Origin of the sequence: Mycobacterium decipiens (assembly GCF_963853665.1) — a bacterium.
GTDB lineage: Bacteria > Actinomycetota > Actinomycetes > Mycobacteriales > Mycobacteriaceae > Mycobacterium > Mycobacterium decipiens.
On the sequence record NZ_OY970459.1, the window covers coordinates 973,506 to 989,308 of the forward strand.

Here is a 15,803-nt window from a genome sequence, read left to right on the forward strand (position 1 = left end):
TCCATTTCGGCACTCGATGCCATATTGTGTCCAGATCGACGGACCGCTGTCGAGACCCTTGACGAAAGGCAATCCGGATGGACCACGAAACCGATACCGGCACCGAGCTCGTCACCGAGACCCTGGTTGAAGAGGTGTCCATCGACGGAATGTGCGGGGTCTACTGACCGTGCCGGCGCCCGCGCAGGCTTGCCGGGCTGACTCCAGCGAGTTCGATCCCGATCGCGGCTGGCGATTGCACCCACAGGTGGCTGTTCGGCCGGAGCCGTTTGGCGCGCTGCTCTATCACTTCGGCACGCGCAAGCTGTCGTTTCTGAAGAATCGCACCATCCTCGCGGTGGCGCGGTCGCTGGGCGACCATCCCGACGTTCGGTCCGCCTGCCGGGCCGCCGGGTTAGCCGACTGCGATCAGGGCCCCTATCTGCACGCGCTGGGGGTGCTGGCCGATTCGAAGATGCTGGTGCTTCAGGAGGTCCAATGACCGCTCAAACAACCGAGGGGGTGCCCCGGCTCATCGAGCAGTTCGAGCGGGGGCTGGCTGCGCCAATCTGTCTGACCTGGGAGCTGACGTACGCCTGCAACCTGGCGTGCGTGCACTGCCTGTCGTCCTCGGGCAAACGCGATCCCCGTGAGTTGTCCACCCGGCAATGCAAGGACATCATCGACGAGCTGGAACGTATGCAGGTGTTCTACGTGAACATCGGTGGTGGCGAACCCACGGTGCGACCGGACTTTTGGGAGCTGGTGGATTACGCGACCGCGCATCATGTCGGCGTCAAATTCTCTACCAATGGGGTCCGGATCACCCCGGAGGTGGCCGCGCGGCTGGCCGCCAGTGACTATGTCGATGTTCAGGTCTCGCTGGATGGCGCGACCGCGGAGGTCAACGACGCCGTTCGGGGCGCCGGGTCATTCGCCATGGCGGTACGTGCGCTGGAGAACCTGGCCGCGGCGGGCTTCGCTGACCCTAAAGGTGCCAAGATCTCGGTCGTGGTCACCCGGCATAACGTCGGCCAGCTCGACGAATTCGCCGCCTTGGCAAGGCGTTACGGCGCCACGCTGCGGATCACCCGGCTGCGACCGTCGGGACGGGGCGCAGACGTCTGGGAGGATTTGCACCCCACCGCGGCCCAGCAGGTTGCGCTCTACGACTGGCTGGTCGCCAACGGGGAGCGGGTGCTCACCGGCGACTCCTTCTTCCACCTGTCGCCGCTCGGCCAGCCCGGGGCTCTGGCGGGCTTGAACATGTGCGGAGCCGGCCGGGTGGTGTGCCTGATCGACCCGGTGGGCGACGTGTACGCATGCCCGTTCGCCATCCATGACCGCTTCCTCGCGGGAAACGTGTTGTCCGACGGCGGTTTTGACAATGTCTGGAAGAATGCCCCCCTGTTCCGTGAGCTGCGTGCACCCCAGTCGGCGGGTGCCTGCGGCAGCTGCGGGCATTACGACAGCTGCCGGGGTGGCTGCATGGCGGCGAAGTTCTTCACCGGCTTGCCGCTGGACGGACCCGATCCCGAATGCGTGCAAGGTCACGGCGAGCCCGCTTTGGCCCTCGAGCGTCAGACACCGCGGCCTCGAGTCGACCACTCCCGCGGCCGCGGTGTCCGCGAGCCGGTGCCCCTGACACTCGCCATGCGACCGCCGGCGCGCCTGTGTAACGAAAGTCCGCTGTAGTTGTGGCCACCGAATGGTTTGAGACCGTCGCCATTGCACAGCGACGCGCGAAGCGGCGCCTGCCGAAATCCGTTTATTCATCTTTGATTTCGGCAAGCGAAAAAGGAATTACGGTCGCCGACAATGTCGCTGCCTTTGGCGAACTCGGCTTTGCGCCCCATGTCATTGGTGCGGCGGCAAAGCGCGAATTGTCGACGACAGTTATGGGACAAGACATTTCGTTGCCGGTAATAATCTCGCCGACCGGTGTGCAGGCGGTGGATCCGGATGGCGAGGTCGCCGTCGCGCGGGCCGCGGCGGCACGGGGCACCGCGATGGGGTTATCCTCGTTCGCCAGCAAGCCGATTGAGGAGGTCATCGCCGCCAACCCAAAGACTTTCTTCCAGGTCTACTGGCTCGGCGGGCGGGAGGCCATCGCGGAGCGGGTCGAGCGGGCGAAGCAGGCCGGCGCGGTCGGCCTGATCGCGACCACCGACTGGACGTTCTCGCACGGGCGCGACTGGGGCAGCCCCAGCATCCCCGAACAAATGAATCTGCGGACCATCCTGCGGTTGTCTCCGCAGGCGATCGTCCGCCCGAGGTGGTTGTACAGGTTCGCCAAGACGTTGCGGCCGCCCGACCTGCGGGTGCCCAACCAGGGCCGGCGCGGCGAGCCCGGCCCCCCGTTCTTCGCCGCCTACGGTGAGTGGATGGGCACCCCGCCCCCCACCTGGGAAGACATCGCCTGGCTACGGGAATTGTGGGGCGGGCCGTTCATGCTTAAGGGCGTGATGCGCGTCGACGACGCTAAAAGAGCTGTGGATGCCGGTGTTTCGGCGATCTCGGTGTCCAATCACGGTGGCAACAACCTGGACGGCACTCCCGCTTCGATTCGTGCGCTGCCGGCGGTGGCGGCGGCGGTCGGCGACCAGATCGAGGTGTTGCTGGACGGCGGCATCCGGCGGGGCGGCGATGTGGTCAAGGCGGTGGCGTTGGGCGCGCGCGCGGTGATGATCGGGCGCGCCTACCTGTGGGGTCTGGCCGCGGCCGGACAACCGGGCGTCGAGAACGTCCTCGACATCCTGCGGGGTGGCTTTGACTCTGCTCTGATGGGCCTCGGGCATGCCTCGGTGCACGACCTCCGCCCGGCCGACATCCTGGTTCCCGCCGGGTTCACCCGGGAACTGGGTGTGCCCGCCCAACGGGATGGCTAGCCCCCTACTCTGGGGCCCCTAATACCACAGAGATAGTTGCGACGGAATGAGGTCTTTAGAAATTCTGATACGGGCGTGGCAGTCGTGGCGGACGAGCAGAATGTTCGGCCGGCCGGTCGACACTGTTGAAAAAAGTTCGATAGAAGCGGTAACAATTGGTGCACGCCAGGTAAATTCGGCCTACCATCGGCAAGTGCCCGTACTCGGGGAACTGGGGAGCGCGACGTCGAGCCAGCTACCAAGCACGTCGTCGTCGATATTGATCCCACTGGGGTCCACCGAACAACACGGTCCCCACCTGCCGCTGGACACCGATACCCGGATCGCGACCGCTGTGGCCCGGGCGACCGCGGCGAGGCTGCGCGCCGAGCAGCTGCCCTTTGCGGGGCAAGAATGGCTGGTGGCGCCCGCCATCGCCTACGGCGCAAGCGGCGAACACCAGAGTTTCGCCGGAACCATCTCCATCGGCACGCAAGCCCTGACCATGCTGCTGGTGGAATATGGCAGGTCGGCCGCCTGCTGGGCCCAGCGCCTGGTGTTCGTAAACGGACACGGCGGCAACGTCGGTGCTTTGACCCGCGCAGTAGGCCTGCTGCGATCCGAAGGCCGCGACGCCGGATGGTGCGCGTGCACCTCTCCCGGTGGTGACGCCCATGCCGGCCACACCGAAACATCCTTGTTGCTGCATCTTTCGCCCGAAGACGTGCGCACCGACCGGTGGCGCGCGGGAAATCGCACGCCGCTTGCCGAGTTGCTGCCGTCGATGCGCCGGGGCGGGGTCGCGGCCGTCAGCCGGACTGGAGTGCTCGGGGACCCGACCACGGCCACCGCGGCAGCGGGGAGACGGATCTTCGCGGAGATGGTCGACGATTGTGAGCGTCGAGTCGCCCGGTGGCGGCTCCGGCCGGACGGGATGCTGACATGACGACCCAGGCCCGACTTCCTGACGGGTTCGCTGTTCAGGTCGACCGTCGGGTACGGGTGCTCGGTGATGGCTCGGCCCTACTCGGTGGCTCACCGACCCGGTTGCTGCGGTTGGCTCCCACCGCACGCGGCATGCTCTGTGACGGCCGACTCAAGGTCCGCGACGAGGTCAGCGCACAGCTGGCCCGCACCTTGCTGGACGCCACGGTGGCGCATCCACGGCCCGCGAGCGGTCCGTCGCATCGTGATGTCACCGTTGTTATACCGGTCCGGAACAACGCATCTGGCCTGCGGCGGTTGGTGACCTCATTGCGCGGACTACGCGTCATCGTGGTCGACGACGGTTCATCGTGTGCGGTCGAGCGCGACGACTTTGCCGGCGCGCACTGTGACATCGAAGTGCTGCACCACACCCGCAGCAAGGGGCCGGCAGCCGCCCGTAACACCGGGCTGGCGGCCTGCAGCACCGACTTCGTGGCGTTCCTGGATTCCGACGTGACGCCGCGGCGTGGCTGGCTCGAGTCCTTGCTCGGCCACTTCTGTGATCCCACCGTCGCACTTGTCGCACCCCGTATCGTCGGTCTGGCGCAAGGCGAAAATCTGGTAGCTCGCTACGAGGCGGTGCACTCGTCGTTGGACCTTGGCCAGCGGGAAGCGCCGGTATTGCCGCACAGTACGGTTTCCTACGTCCCGAGCGCCGCTATCGTTTGCCGGAGTGCAGCCATCCGTGCCGTCGGCGGCTTCGACGAGACCCTGCAGGCCGGGGAGGATGTCGATCTGTGCTGGCGGCTCATCGAGGCCGGCGCCCGGTTGCGCTACGAGCCGATTGCGCTGGTCGCCCACGATCATCGGATCCAATTGCGGGACTGGATCGCGCGCAAGGCGTTCTACGGCGGCTCGGCGGCTCCGCTAGCTGTGCGGCACCCCGACAAAACTGCACCGTTGGTGATTTCCGGCTGGGCGCTGATGGCTTGGATCCTCATGGCGATCGGTACCGGCATCGCTCAGTTGGCCTCGCTGGCGATCGCGGTGCTGACCGGTCGCCGGATCGCCAGGGCCATGCGCAGCGCGCAGACGTCGTTCTTGGATGTGCTAGCGGTCGCCACCCGCGGGCTGTGGTCGGCGGCGCTGCAGCTAGCGTCGGCCATTTGTCGGCACTATTGGCCACTGGCATTGCTCGCGGCCATACTGTCGCGCCACTGTAGGCGGGTCGTGTTGATCGCGGCGGTCGTGGACGGTGTGGTGGACTGGCTGCGCCGTAGGGAGGGCGCCGATGGCGATGCCGAACCGATTGGGCTGCTGACCTATCTGTTGCTCAAGCGGGTGGACGACCTGGCCTATGGCGTCGGCCTGTGGTACGGCGTGGTGCGCGAACGGAACATCGGCGCGCTCAAACCACAGATTCGTACCTAGCCGCCGCCTTGACCGCAGCGGCCGGGCACAGCGATGTGCTGATCGTCGGTGCCGGAAGTGCTGGATCGGTTGTCGCCGAGCGCCTTTCCGCCGATCCCGGCTGCGTGGTGACCGTACTCGATGCCGGCCCCGGACTCGACGATCCAGGGTGGTTGGCCCAGACCGCGAATGGCTTGCAACTGCCCATCGGCGCGGGCAGCCCACTGGTCGAGCGCTATTTGACGAAGCTAACCGATCGGCCGGTTCGCCAGTCGCCAATCGTGCGTGGCGTGACGGTCGGCGGTTCCGGCGCAGTCAACGGCGGCTACTTCTGCCGCGGGCTGCCGGGGGAGTTCGACCGTGCCGCGATACCCGGCTGGGCATGGTCTGATGTCCTCAACCACTTCCGGGCTATCGAGACAGACCTGGATTTCGACGGCCCGGCCCACGGCAACAGCGGCCCCATACCGGTTCGTCGAACACACGACATGACAGGTACCACCGAAGTTTTCGTAGCCGCAACCCTGCGTGCGGGCTTTACCTGGATCGCCGACCTCAACGATGTTGGGCCCGAAATGCCTTCGGGTGTAGGCGCGGTCCCGCTCAACATCATCGACGGTGTACGCACCAGCTCAGCGGCGGGCTATCTGATGCCCGCGTTGAGCCGACCCAATCTGACACTGCTGGCACAGACGCGGGCGGTGCGGTTGCGCTTTTCTGCCACCACCGCAGTGGGCGTCGACGCGATCGGCCCGGAAGGCCCAACCACGCTGACTGCCGACCGAATCGTATTGTGCGCCGGAGCCATTCAGTCGGCGCATCTGCTAATGCTGTCGGGCGTCGGTGCGGAGCCAGTATTGCGGGCCGCCGGAGTGGAAGTGGTGGCGGCGCTGCCGGTTGGGATGGGATGCAGCGACCACCCGGAGTGGGTGATGCCGACCAGCTGGGCGGTGGCTGTGGATCGGCCAGTGTTGGAGGTGGTGTTGAGCACCGCTGATGGCATCGAGATCCGGCCGTACACAGGCGGTTTCGTTGCGATGACCGGCGACGGTACCGCCGGGCATCGTGACTGGCCGCATATCGGGGTCGCCCTCATGCGGCCGCGGGCACGTGGACGCATCACGTTGGTATCGCCAAATCCACAGGTGCCGGCGCACATCGAGCATCGCTACGACAGCGAGCCGGCGGACGTCGTGGCGTTGCGTCAAGGTAGCGAGCTGGCCCGCGAATTATGCGGTGCCGCAACGCGCATCGGCCCAGCGGTGTGGTCGACATCGCAGCACCTGTGCGGTAGCGCTCCGATGGGCACCGAGGGCGACCCGCGCGCCGTCGTTGACCATCGGTGTCGGGTCCGGGGCATCGAGAACCTGTGGGTGATCGACGGATCTATCCTGCCGTCGATCACCAGCCGCGGTCCGCACGCGACCATTGTGATGCTGGCTCATCGCGCCGCGGAATTCGTCCAGTGATGGTCAGTGTGCCTGGGCCGCGGACTGGCCATCGATGGGCTGGTTCTTCAGCCATGGCAAGGTGCCATTGATCGCACTCAACCCAGCAGCGTGCAAGACGGCATTCGCGGTATCCGGGCGATAGATCCAATTGGTTGGCTCCGGCAGTTCGGCGTTCCAATAGTATGGAAAAATTCCGTCGCTACCCTGTCGATTCTTCCACACCGCTTGAGCATTCAGCTTGATATGGTCATCGTATGTCGGCAGGGGTTGATTTTGGAGATCGTCATTCACGTAGGAAAGATGGCGCATCAATGTACCCTTGCCACAAGCATAGTCAAGTCGGAAATCAGTGAACGGCGCCAGATCCTCATGCAACACCCCGGTTGACGTCTTTTGACCTACTTGAACGGCGTTGATGACTTTAAGGGCCTTGGGTTTGTCCAAATAACCGGTCGTACCCTGCTGGTTAAAATAGCAGCAGCCGGCAAACAAGCCCTGATCGCCAAGCCATGTCCAGCTAGGATTTGTCGTATTGGGCAATCCCAGAAAGCGCTCGTATACCAAGCCCGAACTATTCAAGAGAATGCTTTGATCCAGGGCCTGTCGGAAGAAACTATTGCCATTTGCGTTGGGGTCGCGATAGTGGTCACCAAAATTTCCATAGAGTGCTGAACTTAGGTACCAATAGAGCTCGTTCGTAACACGGTTTCGCCCCGCTAGCAGCACATCCGGAGTCTTTGCAGTGTTTGGTATGCCACCCGTTATGGTGTAGGTCGTACCTTCCTTTGTCCAGGTGATTGCGGTCGGGTCCCAAGAAGCGTTGAGCGCCTCCCAACAGTTCTTGGCGTTGTCGGCGAGTTCCGTTTTCCTATCTGCGTCATAGCCGAGTTGGTCAGGAGATAGGTATGTCCGTAAAAACGCCAATCCCCACCATCCGTGGTCATCCACCCAGTAGCCGTACGTGTTACCCCATCCCCTCGGATTAGCGGTGTCCGTTATATTTTCGTAAAAATAGGCCAGTGCGTCCGTGCCTATACCGTAGGTATCCTTTAGCTGGAGCTTCCACATGCTGTCCAAAGCGGTGCGGAAGAGGTTTCCGGCCATCCAGAAGCAGCCACCGCCGGTGCAGTTTTGCGGCCACGCCGGCAAACTCGAAACTGGCCCGATTGTCCCGAAATGTTTTGTCAGCCAGAAGCGTCGGTGAGGTCAACGGTCCCCCCGGTGGCGGCCGGCAGGTTCACGCGCGCGCTGGGTCCGGAGGGCACGCGGCCGGTGGGGTTTCGCGCCAGGTGAGCCGATTGGTTGTCGGGCTCGGCCGATCTTGGCAACTTTCCTCAGAGCGGGGCCGCGATGACCTGTTGCGCGGTCAAGGGACCCGATGGAGGCGATATGGCAGGTTCCGACATCCTGGACCAGATCGAGTTGGGCAAAGGCCTGCGACAGCGACACATGAACTTGATTGCCCTGGGCGGGGCCATCGGGGCGGGCCTGTTCGTCGGCAGCGGGGTGGTGATCGGCGACACCGGACCCGCGGCGGTCGTTTCCTTCCTAATCGGCGGCCTGATCACGATGTTGATCATGCGGATGCTCGCCGAGATGGCAGCGGCCCAACCGGTGGTCGGGTCCTTCTACGTCTACGCGCGTCAGGCGTTGGGCCCGCGCGCAGGATTCGTGACCGGCTGGATGTATTGGTACTTCTTTGTTGTCGTGGTGGCCGTGGAAACGGTCGCCGGCGGCCGCATTGTGCAGTTGTGGGTGCCGGCGATTCCGCTGTGGATGCTTAGTCTTGTTCTATTGCTGGCGCTGACTGCGACCAATCTGGTATCGGTCCGATCGTTCGGCGAATTCGAATATTGGTTCTCATCTATCAAGGTGATCGCCATCGTCGTCTTTCTTGGTCTGGGCTTGTTGTGGGTCATGGGCCTGTGGCCGGCTGCCACACCGGGATTGGCCAAGCTCGTCGACTACGGCGGTTTCGCGCCCATGGGTTGGGCCGCGGTGTTGGCGTCCGTGGTGCCCTGTGTCGCGTTCTATACCGGCGCCGAGATCGTCACGGTGGCCGCCGCGGAGTCCGCCGAGCCCGAACGTTCGGTTTCTCGCGCGATGAGATCGATCGTTGCGCGGATCATCGCCTTCTACGTCGGGTCGGTTCTGGTCGTGGTCGCCGTGGTGCCATGGAGCACCAAAAGCGTTGGTGTGAGCCCGTATGCCTCGGCGCTCTCGGTCATAGGCATTCCCGGCGTTGCGACGATCATGAATGCCGTTGTTCTCACGGCGGTCTTGTCTTGTCTGAATTCGGCGTTGTACGCCACGTCGCGTATGGCGTTTGCACTGACCAGCCACGGCGACGGACCGCGCTTCTTCACCAAACTGTCCCGCAGCGGCGTACCGCGGCGAGCGATCATCTTGGGCACCACGGTCGGCTACGCATCGGTCGTCGCGACCTACATCTGGGGCGACGTGGTGTTCGAGTATCTGGTCAATTCCTATGGCGCGGTGGCGCTATTCGTTTACCTGATCATCGCGATCTCGCAGGTGGTCCTGCGTCGCCGTGCCGACCGGCGGGACCCCGGTGGGCTGCGACTCAAGATGTGGCTGTTCCCGTGGTTGAGTTACGCCACCATTGCCCTGATGGCCACCGTGATTCTTGCGATGGCATTTCTGTCCGCGACCCGGTCACAGTTCGTCATGAGCGGCGTGACGCTAGTCGTCATCATGACCGCATACGAGGTCCGCCGCAGACGCAAAGTCACGGTCGGCGGAAGCCCGACGTCCGGCGCGGCGTTTCCGCCAAAGTCAGCTGCGCGCCAGCGCCTAGGGATGGGTAACCAGAGGTGTTCGACGGCTTAATCGCTGGGTTTGAATACCTGCCGATTTGAAATCGTGACGGCGCCTCTCAGCCGGGCCACCATGGGCACGTAGCAGCAAGGAGAACTGGTTGTATGGCACTGTCTTTCCATTGGTTCCTGCCCACATATGGAGATTCACGTGGCCTGGTCGCGGGTGGGCACGGCCTACCGATGTCGGGTAATCGGCCCGCAACTCTGCGCTATTTGAACCAAATCGGGGCTGCGGCCGAAGGCAACGGCTTCGAGGCCGTCTTGACGCCAGCCGGGTTGTGGTGCGAGGACGCGTGGTTGACCACGGCAATGCTGGTCGGGACAACCGAAACCCTGAAATTTTTGGTGGCGCTCCGTCCCGGACTGATCAGCCCGACCCTGGCCGCGCAGATGGCCACGACCTTTCAGCGCCAGTCGGGAGGGCGGCTGCTGCTTAACGTTGTGACCGGCGGGGAGGCCCATGAGCAGCGGGCCTACGGCGACTTTCTGGACAAGGAACAGCGCTACGTACGCACCGGCGAATTTCTTCATGTCCTCCGCCAGCTGTGGAGCTCCGCCGAACCGGTCACCTTCGAAGGCGAGTACATCCACGTTCGCGGGGCCCGGCTGGGCCACCCACCCGACCCGCCGCCACCGGTTTTCTTCGGCGGCTCGTCGGCAAGCGCCGGGACGGTGGCCGCTCGCTTCGCCGACACGTATCTGACCTGGGGCGAACCCCTCATCGCCGTCGGGAAGAAGATCGATTGGATACGAGGTCTGGCAGCGGACCACGGTAGGGTCCTGTCATACGGGCTACGCATCCACGTGATCACCCGAGACACCGCCGCAGAGGCATGGGGTGTGGCGGACCGGCTCTTGGCCGGAATCGATCCCGCCGACATCGAACGCATGCAAGCCAACCTGGCACGCAGCGAGTCCGAGGGGCAGCGACGGATGGGCGAGCTACACAATGGTGCCCTCGATCAACTCGAGATCGCGCCGAATCTGTGGGCGGGGGTGGGGCTCGTCCGTGGGGGAGCGGGCACCGCGCTCGTGGGCTCGCACGACGAGGTTGCCGAGCGCATCGTCGAGTATGCCCGCCTCGGGATCACCCATTTCATCTTGTCCGGATACCCACATCTGGAAGAGGCGTACTGGTTTGGTGAGGGCGTGTTGCCGATCCTCGAACGCCAGCGGGTATGGCATCGTCCCCACCGTTGTGGCCTCCCGCCGCCCGTGCCGCCAGCTGCCCACTCGCCCAGCACCTGCCCGGGCCACACGGTGATCGGGTCAGGGTAGCCGCCGGGGCCACCTGGGATTTGGCCGAAGCGCTGATCTGGGGCATACTATTCAGGTTGCCCTGCGCCAGGTTTGCGCCTGGCCGGGCATACGACCAGCGCCCAAACGGGCGCGTCCGGTCCCAACCTTGAAGCGCGACAAATTTCGGCCGCGAGCAAGGCTGCGTGCGGGCGACACGCCCGAGCGCGGGGGTCGGTGAACCTACGACAGGAAAACAGCGGCGCAGTATCCGGCGCAACGCTACAGCGGTCCTGATGGGCCGGGTTGATCGGTGCGCTGGGGCAACAGGTCCGGACACGGGCCTCAAATGGGAGATGAGGTAGGAGAAGCGTGGCGGGACAGAAGATCCGCATCAGGCTGAAGGCCTACGACCATGAGGCTATTGACGCGTCGGCGCGCAAGATCGTCGAGACCGTTGTCCGCACCGGCGCCAGCGTCGTCGGGCCGGTGCCGTTGCCGACCGAGAAGAACGTGTATTGCGTCATCCGCTCACCGCACAAGTACAAGGACTCGCGGGAGCACTTCGAGATGCGCACTCACAAGCGGTTGATCGACATCATCGATCCGACCCCGAAGACCGTTGACGCGCTGATGCGCATCGACCTTCCGGCCAGCGTCGACGTCAACATCCAGTAGGAGATTCCAGAGCAATGGCACCAAAAGGCATTCTCGGTACCAAGCTGGGTATGACGCAGGTATTCGACGAAAACAACAGGGTGGTACCGGTGACCGTGGTCAAGGCCGGGCCCAACGTGGTAACCCGGATCCGCACGCCGGAACGCGACGGCTATAGCGCCGTGCAGCTGGCCTACGGTGAGATCAGCCCGCGCAAGGTCAACAAGCCGCTGACAGGTCAGTACACCGCTGCCGGTGTTAACCCGCGCCGATACCTGGCCGAGCTGCGGCTGGACGATTCGGATGCGGTTACCGAGTACGAGGTCGGGCAGGAGTTGACCGCGGAGATCTTCGCCGACGGCAGCTACGTAGACGTGACCGGTACCTCCAAGGGCAAGGGCTTCGCCGGCACCATGAAGCGGCACGGCTTTCGTGGCCAGGGCGCGAGTCACGGCGCCCAGGCGGTGCACCGTCGTCCGGGTTCCATCGGCGGATGCGCTACGCCCGCGCGGGTGTTCAAGGGCACCCGGATGGCCGGGCGGATGGGTAATGACCGGGTGACCGTCCAGAACCTGTTGGTACACAAGGTCGATACCGAGAACGGCGTGTTGTTGATCAAGGGCGCGGTCCCCGGTCGCACCGGTGGACTGGTCGTGGTCCGCAGTGCGATCAAACGAGGTGAGAAGTGATGGCTGCGCAAAAGGCCCAGAAGATCCTGGAAATTCAAGTCAAGACGCCGGCCGGCAAGGTCGAGGGGTCCATCGAGCTGCCGGCCGAGTTGTTCGACGCCCCGGCCAACATCGCGCTGATGCACCAGGTGGTCACCGCACAACGGGCGGCGGCGCGCCAGGGCACGCACTCGACCAAGACCCGCGGCGAGGTCAGCGGCGGTGGCCGCAAGCCCTACCGGCAGAAGGGGACCGGTCGGGCCCGGCAGGGCTCGACGCGGGCCCCACAGTTCACCGGTGGTGGCGTCGTGCACGGTCCCAAGCCGCGCGACTACAGCCAGCGCACTCCCAAGAAGATGATCGCCGCGGCGCTGCGCGGGGCGCTTTCCGACCGGGCCCGCAACGGGCGCATCCACGCGGTCACCGAGCTGGTGGAGGGTCAGAGCCCGTCGACCAAGAGCGCCAAGGCATTTCTGGCCACGCTGACCGAACGCAAGCAAGTGCTGGTGGTCATCGGGCGCAGCGACGAGGCCGGGGCCAAAAGCGTGCGCAATCTGCCGGGCGTGCACATCCTGGCGCCGGACCAGCTCAACACCTACGACGTGTTGCGCGCCGACGACGTGGTGTTCAGCGTTGAGGCGCTGGGCGCCTACATAGTCGCTAACACAGCCGCCAATACGGATACTCCCGAGGAGGTAACGGCGTAGATGGCGACCATCACTGACCCCCGCGACATCATCTTGGCCCCGGTCATTTCGGAGAAGTCCTACGCGCTGCTCGACGAGAACGTCTACACATTCGTGGTGCACCCCGATTCGAACAAGACGCAGATCAAGATCGCTGTCGAGAAGATCTTTGCCGTCAAGGTCGCATCGGTGAACACCGCGAACCGGCAGGGCAAGCGCAAACGCACGCGGACCGGATACGGCAAGCGCAAGAGCACAAAGCGCGCCATCGTAACCCTGGCGCCGGGCAGCAAGCCGATCGACCTGTTCGGAGCACCGGCCTAGTCCGGCGACGATGCAGAGCGAAGCGATGAGGAGGAGCTGGGCAATTCAGCTAAGCCCGAGCGCGAGAGAAAGACCTGATTAGACATGGCAATTCGCAAGTACAAGCCGACGACTCCCGGTCGTCGCGGCGCCAGCGTATCCGATTTCGCCGAGATCACCCGGTCAACCCCGGAGAAGTCGCTGGTGCGTCCGCTGCACGGTCGTGGTGGTCGCAACGCCCACGGCCGGATCACCACCCGGCACAAGGGTGGTGGGCATAAGCGTGCCTACCGGGTGATCGACTTCCGTCGCAACGACAAAGACGGTGTCAACGCCAATGTCGCGCACATTGAGTACGACCCGAACCGCACGGCACGCATCGCGCTGCTTCACTACCTCGATGGTGAGAAGCGTTACATCATTGCGCCGAACGGGCTTTCACAGGGTGACGTGGTGGAGTCGGGCGCTAACGCCGACATCAAGCCGGGCAATAACCTGCCCTTGCGCAATATCCCGGCGGGTACCTTGATCCACGCCGTGGAGCTCCGCCCCGGAGGTGGCGCCAAGCTTGCGCGCTCGGCCGGGTCGAGCATCCAGCTGCTCGGTAAGGAGGCCACCTACGCGTCGCTGCGCATGCCCAGCGGCGAGATCCGCCGGGTCGACGTCCGCTGCCGCGCAACGGTCGGCGAGGTGGGCAACGCCGAGCAGGCCAACATCAACTGGGGTAAGGCCGGCCGCATGCGGTGGAAGGGCAAGCGCCCGTCGGTCCGGGGTGTGGTGATGAACCCGGTCGACCACCCGCACGGCGGTGGTGAGGGTAAGACCTCCGGCGGCCGTCACCCGGTCAGCCCGTGGGGCAAGCCCGAGGGGCGTACCCGCAACCCGAACAAGTCGAGCAACAAGCTCATCGTCCGACGCCGGCGCACCGGCAAGAAGCACTCACGTTAGCCTGGCGACGATGCGCGCCGCCGAGCGGCGCGAGGAGGAGCCGGGCAATTAGACCTAGGAAGTTTCAGGGAGTAGCCAGCTATGCCACGCAGCCTGAAGAAGGGGCCGTTCGTCGACGACCATCTGCTCAAGAAGGTCGACACCCAGAACGAGAAGAACACCAAGCAGGTCATCAAGACCTGGTCGCGCCGGTCAACCATCATTCCGGACTTCATTGGCCACACCTTTGCGGTGCACGACGGCCGCAAGCACGTCCCGGTGTTCGTCACCGAGTCGATGGTGGGCCACAAGCTTGGTGAGTTCGCGCCGACACGCACCTTCAAGGGCCACATCAAGGACGACCGAAAGAGCAAGCGGCGATGACTACGGCTACTGGGGCTACTGCGGCTAAGAAGGCTACCGAGGCTACCGAATTTCCCTCTGCGGTCGCCAAGGCACGGTTTGTGCGGGTGTCGCCGAGAAAGGCGCGCCGGGTGATCGACTTGGTGCGCGGCAAGTCGGTGTCAGATGCGCTCGACATCCTGCGCTGGGCGCCGCAAGCCGCCAGTGAGCCGGTGGCCAAGGTCATCGCGAGTGCGGCGGCCAACGCGCAGAACAACAACGGGCTGGACCCGGCGACCCTGGTGGTGGCGACGGTCTACGCCGATGAGGGCCCGACCGCTAAGCGTATCCGTCCGCGCGCCCAGGGCCGCGCCTTCCGGATCCGCAGGCGCACCAGCCATATCACGGTGGTGGTGGAAAGCCGGCCGGCCAAGGACCAGCGGTCGGCGAAGTCCGTGCGGGCCCGCCGAGCCGAAGCCAGCAAGGCCTCCGGCAAGGCCGGGTCCAAGGCGCCCGCCAAGAAGGCGGCGACGAAGGCGCCCGCCAAGAACGCATCCGCCAGCTCGAGCGCGAAGAAGGCACCCGCAAAGAAGGCCTCATCCTCTGCTCAGGCTAGTTCGGGCGACGTGAGTTCTGAGACTTCTGAAGCGAAGGGAGGCTCAGACTAGTGGGCCAGAAGATCAATCCGCACGGCTTCCGGTTGGGCATTACCACCGACTGGAAGTCGCGCTGGTATGCCGACAAACAGTACGCCGAGTACGTCAAAGAGGACGTCGCAATCCGTCGGCTGCTGTCCACCGGGCTGGAGCGCGCCGGGATCGCCGACGTGGAGATCGAGCGGACCCGCGACCGAGTGCGGGTGGACATCCACACCGCGCGTCCGGGCATCGTCATCGGTCGCCGTGGCACCGAGGCCGACCGGATCCGTGCCGACCTGGAGAAGCTGACCGGCAAGCAGGTCCAGCTCAACATCCTGGAGGTCAAAAACCCGGAGTCGCAGGCGCAGCTGGTGGCCCAGGGGGTGGCTGAACAGTTGAGCAACCGGGTGGCGTTCCGCCGGGCGATGCGCAAAGCGATCCAATCGGCGATGCGTCAGCCCAACGTCAAGGGCATCCGGGTGCAGTGCTCGGGTCGCCTCGGCGGTGCGGAAATGAGCCGTTCGGAGTTCTACCGCGAGGGCCGCGTTCCGCTGCACACCTTGCGCGCAGATATCGACTACGGCCTGTACGAGGCCAAGACCACCTTCGGCCGGATCGGGGTGAAGGTGTGGATCTACAAGGGTGACATCGTCGGCGGCAAGCGCGAATTGGCCGCCGCAGCGCCAGCCGGCGCCGAGCGTCCGCGCCGTGAGCGGCCGTCGGGCACGCGTCCGCGTCGCAGCGGTGCTTCGGGCACCACGGCGACGGGTACCGACGCGGGTCGGGCCGCGGGCGGCGAAGAAGGCACCGCGGCCGCTACCGCCGGCGATGCCGCGCCGACCCTCGAGTCACAGAGCACGGAGAGCTGAATC

The 15,803-nt window shown here is 64.8% G+C and carries 18 protein-coding genes and 1 pseudogene; 17 read left to right on the top strand and 2 right to left on the bottom strand.

Annotated elements, in window-relative coordinates:
• Positions 1 to 77: 77 nt before the first annotated feature.
• The 7 genes from mftA (at position 78) to mftG (ending at position 6,652) form a co-directional block, all read left to right on the top strand.
• On the top strand, positions 78 to 167 hold the full coding sequence (mftA, locus tag AADZ55_RS04375) for a mycofactocin precursor MftA (protein ID WP_085323033.1): 90 nt from the start codon (positions 78 to 80) through the stop codon (positions 165 to 167).
• On the top strand, positions 152 to 481 hold the full coding sequence (mftB, locus tag AADZ55_RS04380; RefSeq protein WP_207568990.1) for a mycofactocin biosynthesis chaperone MftB: 330 nt from the start codon (positions 152 to 154) through the stop codon (positions 479 to 481). The genes mftA and mftB overlap by 16 nt, the downstream gene beginning before the upstream one ends.
• Positions 478 to 1,674 (top strand): mycofactocin radical SAM maturase, encoded by a 1,197-nt coding sequence (mftC, locus tag AADZ55_RS04385; protein ID WP_085323035.1) that lies wholly within the window; start codon positions 478 to 480, stop codon positions 1,672 to 1,674. The genes mftB and mftC overlap by 4 nt, the downstream gene beginning before the upstream one ends.
• Before the next feature lie 2 nt (positions 1,675 to 1,676).
• Positions 1,677 to 2,867, top strand: coding sequence for a pre-mycofactocin synthase MftD (mftD, locus tag AADZ55_RS04390; RefSeq protein ID WP_085323036.1), 1,191 nt, complete (start codon positions 1,677 to 1,679; stop codon positions 2,865 to 2,867).
• 154 nt (positions 2,868 to 3,021) lie between these two features.
• Complete coding sequence (gene mftE, locus AADZ55_RS04395; protein WP_242669961.1) at positions 3,022 to 3,792, top strand: mycofactocin biosynthesis peptidyl-dipeptidase MftE; 771 nt, start codon at positions 3,022 to 3,024, stop codon at positions 3,790 to 3,792.
• Entirely contained in the window at positions 3,789 to 5,204 is a 1,416-nt protein-coding gene (mftF, locus tag AADZ55_RS04400; RefSeq protein ID WP_085323038.1) for a mycofactocin biosynthesis glycosyltransferase MftF, read from the top strand. The genes mftE and mftF overlap by 4 nt, the downstream gene beginning before the upstream one ends.
• A gap of 8 nt (positions 5,205 to 5,212) precedes the next feature.
• Positions 5,213 to 6,652, top strand: coding sequence for a mycofactocin system GMC family oxidoreductase MftG (gene mftG / locus AADZ55_RS04405; RefSeq protein ID WP_085323039.1), 1,440 nt, complete (start codon positions 5,213 to 5,215; stop codon positions 6,650 to 6,652).
• Between the two features lie 3 nt (positions 6,653 to 6,655).
• On the opposite strand, the gene AADZ55_RS04410 is transcribed toward mftG, so the two are convergent.
• Complete coding sequence (locus AADZ55_RS04410; protein WP_085323040.1) at positions 6,656 to 7,738, bottom strand: hypothetical protein; 1,083 nt, start codon at positions 7,736 to 7,738, stop codon at positions 6,656 to 6,658.
• Between the two features lie 285 nt (positions 7,739 to 8,023).
• Between AADZ55_RS04410 and AADZ55_RS04415 the strand changes: the two genes are divergently transcribed.
• Positions 8,024 to 9,484 carry an amino acid permease gene (locus tag AADZ55_RS04415; RefSeq protein WP_085323417.1) on the top strand — a complete coding sequence of 487 codons (1,461 nt, stop codon included), beginning with the start codon at positions 8,024 to 8,026 and terminating at the stop codon, positions 9,482 to 9,484.
• Positions 9,485 to 9,576: 92 nt separating this feature from the next.
• Complete coding sequence (locus AADZ55_RS04420) at positions 9,577 to 10,752, top strand: LLM class flavin-dependent oxidoreductase (RefSeq protein WP_242669939.1); 1,176 nt, start codon at positions 9,577 to 9,579, stop codon at positions 10,750 to 10,752.
• Between the two features lie 7 nt (positions 10,753 to 10,759).
• Here the strand turns inward: AADZ55_RS04420 and AADZ55_RS04425 are convergent.
• Positions 10,760 to 10,990: pseudogene (locus tag AADZ55_RS04425) on the bottom strand (hypothetical protein); the annotation flags it as partial.
• Between the two features lie 92 nt (positions 10,991 to 11,082).
• Here AADZ55_RS04425 and rpsJ point away from each other — a divergent pair.
• From rpsJ to rpsC, 8 genes are all read left to right on the top strand, one after another.
• The gene (rpsJ, locus tag AADZ55_RS04430; RefSeq protein ID WP_003403578.1) at positions 11,083 to 11,388 is read left to right on the top strand and encodes a 30S ribosomal protein S10; all 306 of its coding nucleotides are present in this window, start codon (positions 11,083 to 11,085) and stop codon (positions 11,386 to 11,388) included.
• Between the two features lie 14 nt (positions 11,389 to 11,402).
• Complete coding sequence (gene rplC, locus AADZ55_RS04435; RefSeq protein ID WP_085323041.1) at positions 11,403 to 12,056, top strand: 50S ribosomal protein L3; 654 nt, start codon at positions 11,403 to 11,405, stop codon at positions 12,054 to 12,056.
• The gene (gene rplD / locus AADZ55_RS04440) at positions 12,056 to 12,742 is read left to right on the top strand and encodes a 50S ribosomal protein L4 (RefSeq protein ID WP_085323042.1); all 687 of its coding nucleotides are present in this window, start codon (positions 12,056 to 12,058) and stop codon (positions 12,740 to 12,742) included. Before rplC ends, rplD begins: the two co-directional genes overlap by 1 nt.
• Positions 12,743 to 13,045, top strand: coding sequence for a 50S ribosomal protein L23 (gene rplW, locus AADZ55_RS04445; protein WP_085323043.1), 303 nt, complete (start codon positions 12,743 to 12,745; stop codon positions 13,043 to 13,045).
• An 84-nt stretch (positions 13,046 to 13,129) separates the two neighbouring features.
• A complete protein-coding gene (gene rplB, locus AADZ55_RS04450; protein ID WP_085323044.1) occupies positions 13,130 to 13,972 on the top strand; it encodes a 50S ribosomal protein L2 in 843 nt (280 codons plus the stop codon).
• 81 nt (positions 13,973 to 14,053) lie between these two features.
• On the top strand, positions 14,054 to 14,335 hold the full coding sequence (gene rpsS / locus AADZ55_RS04455) for a 30S ribosomal protein S19 (protein WP_085323045.1): 282 nt from the start codon (positions 14,054 to 14,056) through the stop codon (positions 14,333 to 14,335).
• The gene (gene rplV, locus AADZ55_RS04460; protein WP_085323046.1) at positions 14,332 to 14,961 is read left to right on the top strand and encodes a 50S ribosomal protein L22; all 630 of its coding nucleotides are present in this window, start codon (positions 14,332 to 14,334) and stop codon (positions 14,959 to 14,961) included. Before rpsS ends, rplV begins: the two co-directional genes overlap by 4 nt.
• Positions 14,961 to 15,800 (top strand): 30S ribosomal protein S3, encoded by an 840-nt coding sequence (gene rpsC, locus AADZ55_RS04465; RefSeq protein ID WP_085323047.1) that lies wholly within the window; start codon positions 14,961 to 14,963, stop codon positions 15,798 to 15,800. Before rplV ends, rpsC begins: the two co-directional genes overlap by 1 nt.
• Positions 15,801 to 15,803: the final 3 nt, after the last annotated feature.

Bases quoted from the DNA above. Each gene is read 5' to 3' on its own strand.
- mftA (WP_085323033.1), top strand. From the start codon at position 78: ATGGACCACGAAACCGATACCGGCACCGAGCTCGTCACCGAGACCCTG.
- rplD (WP_085323042.1), top strand. From the start codon at position 12,056: ATGGCTGCGCAAAAGGCCCAGAAGATCCTGGAAATTCAAGTCAAGACG.
- rpsS (WP_085323045.1), top strand. From the start codon at position 14,054: ATGCCACGCAGCCTGAAGAAGGGGCCGTTCGTCGACGACCATCTGCTC.
- AADZ55_RS04420 (WP_242669939.1), top strand. From the start codon at position 9,577: ATGGCACTGTCTTTCCATTGGTTCCTGCCCACATATGGAGATTCACGT.
- AADZ55_RS04415 (WP_085323417.1), top strand. From the start codon at position 8,024: ATGGCAGGTTCCGACATCCTGGACCAGATCGAGTTGGGCAAAGGCCTG.
- rplW (WP_085323043.1), top strand. From the start codon at position 12,743: ATGGCGACCATCACTGACCCCCGCGACATCATCTTGGCCCCGGTCATT.
- AADZ55_RS04410 (WP_085323040.1), bottom strand. From the start codon at position 7,738: ATGGCCGGAAACCTCTTCCGCACCGCTTTGGACAGCATGTGGAAGCTC.
- mftF (WP_085323038.1), top strand. From the start codon at position 3,789: ATGACGACCCAGGCCCGACTTCCTGACGGGTTCGCTGTTCAGGTCGAC.
- rplC (WP_085323041.1), top strand. From the start codon at position 11,403: ATGGCACCAAAAGGCATTCTCGGTACCAAGCTGGGTATGACGCAGGTA.
- rplV (WP_085323046.1), top strand. From the start codon at position 14,332: ATGACTACGGCTACTGGGGCTACTGCGGCTAAGAAGGCTACCGAGGCT.
- mftC (WP_085323035.1), top strand. From the start codon at position 478: ATGACCGCTCAAACAACCGAGGGGGTGCCCCGGCTCATCGAGCAGTTC.
- rplB (WP_085323044.1), top strand. From the start codon at position 13,130: ATGGCAATTCGCAAGTACAAGCCGACGACTCCCGGTCGTCGCGGCGCC.